General features: G+C 64.8%; 4 protein-coding genes. 2 read left to right on the top strand and 2 right to left on the bottom strand.

Translation table 11 applies throughout. The features are described 5' to 3' along the window. Both ABW137_RS08870 and ABW137_RS08865 read right to left on the bottom strand, forming a co-directional pair. Positions 1 to 355, bottom strand: a 355-nt coding sequence (locus tag ABW137_RS08870; protein ID WP_526398975.1) for a glycosyl hydrolase family 28-related protein, incomplete at its 3' end; no start/stop codon positions are given. Next, positions 352 to 1494, bottom strand: a complete 1143-nt coding sequence (locus ABW137_RS08865) for a glycosyltransferase family 4 protein (RefSeq protein ID WP_526398973.1) — start codon at positions 1492 to 1494, stop codon at positions 352 to 354. The genes ABW137_RS08865 and ABW137_RS08870, both read right to left, overlap by 4 nt. 111 nt (positions 1495 to 1605) lie before the next feature. Between ABW137_RS08865 and ABW137_RS08860 the strand changes: the two genes are divergently transcribed. Together ABW137_RS08860 and ABW137_RS08855 are read left to right on the top strand one after the other, a co-directional pair. Then, positions 1606 to 2325 (top strand): GAF domain-containing protein, encoded by a 720-nt coding sequence (locus ABW137_RS08860; protein WP_526398971.1) that lies wholly within the window; start codon positions 1606 to 1608, stop codon positions 2323 to 2325. A 139-nt stretch (positions 2326 to 2464) separates the two neighbouring features. Then, a complete protein-coding gene (locus tag ABW137_RS08855; protein WP_526398969.1) occupies positions 2465 to 4000 on the top strand; it encodes a sugar transferase in 1536 nt (511 codons plus the stop codon). Positions 4001 to 4034: the final 34 nt, after the last annotated feature.

Below are 4034 nucleotides of genomic sequence, written 5' to 3'. Positions count from 1 at the left end.
GAAGTCCATGGCTGGTGCCTGTCTTGGCAACGGGGTCGAGATTGTCCATGAGAAGCTCGGCGCCGAGATCAAACTCGATGCCGACGTCTGAGACTCCGGTGATGACGATGGCCGCTCCACCGGGTGGCCACCGCTGAGCGAAACGGTATGTCCCCCTTGGAAAATAGAGCGTATCTCCCGACCGTAGCGTCGCAACGGCGGCCCGGATCGCCCCCGAATCGTCCGCGGCCGCATCTCCCTTGGCCCCGAACTTCCTGACGTCCACCACGCCACCGTTCATCTGACAACCCGGCAGGACGATCAAGGCGGCCGTGGCGGGTGCGCTGGCCAGCAGCTTGCGCCTCGACAGCGTCATCGTCGGTCGCGGAGCAGTTCGGTACATATCTCATCGGCTGCGGCGGTGGCGCAAATCCGTTGCTGGCGTCCCACCACGAAGGAGTGACCCCGCGCCGCCAATCGAGCTCGGGCCAGGTCGTCCGCGCAATACGTCCGGATCGCATCCGCCAAGTGGTTGGGGTCGTGGGGGTTGAAGAAGGCGGCACCGTCGCCGCACGTCTCTCGAAGAACGGGAATGTCCGAGGACAGCACGGGAGTACGCGAGGCCATGGCCTCCAAGGGTGGCAACCCGGCCCCTTCGTGGAGGGACGGCATGATCAGCAACTCCGCCGATGCGACCAGTGCCCGCAGCGCCGCGAAGTCGAGTTGTCCGGTCAGCACGATCCGGTCCGGGTTGCCTTCAGCCAGTCGGCGGACGCGGTCGTCCAGCGTGCGCAGGGTGGCGCCCCCTCCGGCGATCACCAGTTTGTGTGGAATGGTCTCGGCCAAACCGGAGAATGCCTCCAACAGAAGCGGAAGGTTCTTGTAACGCTTCGCGTTTCCGACGTACAGCAGGTATCGCCCGGTGACGGGCGACAGACTCGGATCGACGGGCTCGAACCAGATGTGATCCACGGGTATCGGCGTCACCGAGACTCGCGCGCTCCGCGTGATCCCCCTCAACGCCGCCGCGGTCGCTTCCGAGGGCGTGAAGATTCGGCGACACGACCGGGCATCGGCCTTGAGCATGACGCGCGCGTACCCGCGGCGGGCCCAGCTCTGACCGCTGATGCGCCGGGGGAGCAGCTGAATGGTGTCGTGCACGGTGACGTAGGCCAGCATGCCGCGGTTTCCTGGCAGCAACCGGGCCAATGGGTACGGGTAGTGGGGCAGCCACACGGCCCGGGGTCGCGTTGTCTCGAACGCGCGACGCCACACGAGCTGTTCGGCCGGAGAGTACATCGCGGCAGACGGGGGCGACGCGAGCACGACGCGGGTACTCGGGTGAAGCTCCGGGACGGTCTCGCGGTCTGCCAGGACCGCCAGGGCGATGCCGTGGCGGGACGCGGCCTCCTCCAGGTGGGGAAGCTGGGTGCGGATGTAGGTACCTATCCCGCTCTGACGCACGTGCCGAGCGTCGAACAGGAGATCGATGGGGCTAGTGCGCGCTTCCGACACATCCCCCTCCTCACGTCGACGTCGGCCCCAAGGCTACGTCGCCGATGGAGCCGATCGATCCATGCGTCATTCAGAGCCGCAAAACTTCGCCAGTCGGATACCGTTCGCAGTGTGACCACCGACATATCAGGATTCGACGATTCGCTCAGTCGTCAGCTCGAAGAGTGTGCGCGCGATGCGGGCGAGGACGTCGTTGCCTACGTCGCGCGTGCCGTGGGAACGCAAATGGTGACCGATCTGATACGGGCTGAGAGCCCGTCAGCCAAGGGTCTGCTGGCCCAGCTGACCACGGCAGGGGTCTTCGCCGCGGAGGCGATGCCGGACGTATCGGCTACGGTGAACGACCCCGATCGACTGCGCTCGCTCTATGACACGGGGTTGCTGGATTCTCCGCCGGAGGACAAGTACGACCGACTGACCAGGGCTGCCGCCGATGCGTTGGAGGCCCCGTACGCGGCGGTGTCGCTGATCGATGTGGACCGGCAATTCTTCAAGAGCACGTTCGGAATGGATGGGATGTCCGCGGAGGCAAGGCAGACGCCGCTCGATCAATCCATGTGCCAGTACGCTGTGGCAAACAGTTCGCCGCTCATTCTCGAGGATGCGCGCCTCGACCCGGTGTTCAAGAATCATCCAGCGGTCCTCGCCGGAGCCGTGGTCGCCTACCTTGGCATACCGCTGGTCGATGCGGATGGCAACGCGATCGGCACGCTGTGTGTTTTCGACACCGAGCCACGACTGTGGGGTGCCGGCCACGTGCAGATCCTGAGCGATCTGGCGTACCTCGTGGCTGAGCGCATTTTTGATTCCGGACCTGGTTCGGGAGGCTGAGCGCCACTTTTCCAGCTATGTCGACGGTTTTTTCACTGTTGATATTCGAGCAAACTCACAACGTCACAAATTAATTTGACTTATTTATCCCCCAGCACACATACAGTGGGCATCAAACTATCCGTCCGGGGGATGACGCATGCAGCTAGACGTGAAGGCGATGGGGCAGCCGCAAAGCCTTCGCCCCACCGTGGGGCGGGCGATTGCCGCGCTGCCGCCCATTCGCCACGAGGTGCTGACCCCACCCTGGATGGACCGTGTGCGCACCGACGGGTGGCACCTGTCGATCGTCGTGGCGTGTGATGTCTTCGCCGCCATGTCTGCGGTGGGGTTGGCGCAGTGGTGGATTTCAGGACCGGTGCACGAGCGCAACATCGCGCTGTATTCGTGGTTCTTCGTCCCCGTCGTGGTGCTCATCCTCGCGACCCGCTCCATGTACAAGCGCAAGCTGAGCTTCAAGTTCCTCGACGACGTCGAACCGGTGGAGACGGCCGCCGCAGCGTCCGCACTGGTGCTGTTGACCATCATGTTGGTGCTCGTCCCCCCGTTCCAACCCGGAGACGTCGTCGTTCCGTACGTCCGCCCCGGCGAACTGGTGGTGCATGTGTGGCTGTGTGCAGCCGTTCTCCTGCCAACGGTCCGTCTGACGAGGTCCGTGGTATATCGCTACATCCGGCGCAAGTACCGCGTTGCCGCTCCCGTGCTGATCATCGGCGCGGGTCCCATCGCCAATCAGCTCATCGCGCGGATGCGTCAGGTGCCCGAGTACGGTCTGCGCCCCGTCGGGGTGCTGGATGACGTGCGACCAGCCGCGACGGACGTGTTCGACGTGCCGTACCTGGGTGCCACCGACACTCTCGAAAACGCCGTGCGGACAACCGGCGCAGAGGAGCTCATCGTCGCGCCGTCGTTGATCTCCGACGAGCAGTTGGCGCATACCGCCCTCGTGGCGCAGAACCTCGGAATGCGGGTGCACGTGGTACCTCGATTGATGGACGCCGTCGGCGTGGGCGCCCGGGTCGAGCACATGGGCGGGGTGCCCCTGATCGTGCTCTTTCACGCCGATCCGAAGGGTTGGCAGTTCGCCGTCAAGCACGCCTGCGACCGGGTCGCTGCCGGGGTGGGGCTGTTGCTCATCTCGCCCGTGTTCGTCGGGCTCGCGCTGCTGGTGAAGAACAGCTCCCCGGGGCCGGTCTTCTACCGCCAGCAACGCGTCGGGCGTGACGGCGCAGTCTTCGACTGCCTGAAGTTCCGAAGCATGCGCCCGCTGGACGCGGCTGACGCGGACTTCAAGCCGCAGGCAGGGACGGCACCCGGCGGGGTGGAAGGCGACGACCGGCGCACCCGCATCGGGAAGATCATGCGCAAGACTTCGCTGGACGAACTGCCTCAACTGATCAACGTTCTGCGGGGCGAGATGAGTCTGGTCGGCCCGCGTCCCGAACGGCCGGTGTTCGTCGAACTATTCGAAATGCAGATACGCCGCTATGGCGACCGGCAAAGGGTCAAGGCCGGGGTCACCGGCTGGGCGCAGGTGCATGGCCTTCGAGGGCAGACCTCGATCGCCGACCGTGCCGAATTCGACAACTACTACATCGAGAACTGGTCGCTGCGGCTTGACTTCAAGATTCTGGTGCTGACCATGCTGGCGGTCTTGCGAAGCGTGGAAGAGTGACATCGCCAGCGCGTGACGTGCCGGTGCGCCACGA

This window comes from Mycobacterium sp. (assembly GCF_040509115.1).
Lineage (GTDB): Bacteria > Actinomycetota > Actinomycetes > Mycobacteriales > Mycobacteriaceae > Mycobacterium.
The sequence above is the reverse complement of the archived record's forward strand: the minus strand, read 5'-3'. Positions and strand labels throughout refer to the sequence as shown.

Coding starts and splice junctions, on each gene's coding strand:
- ABW137_RS08855 (WP_526398969.1), top strand. CDS start 2,465: ATGCAGCTAGACGTGAAGGCGATGGGGCAGCCGCAAAGCCTTCGCCCC.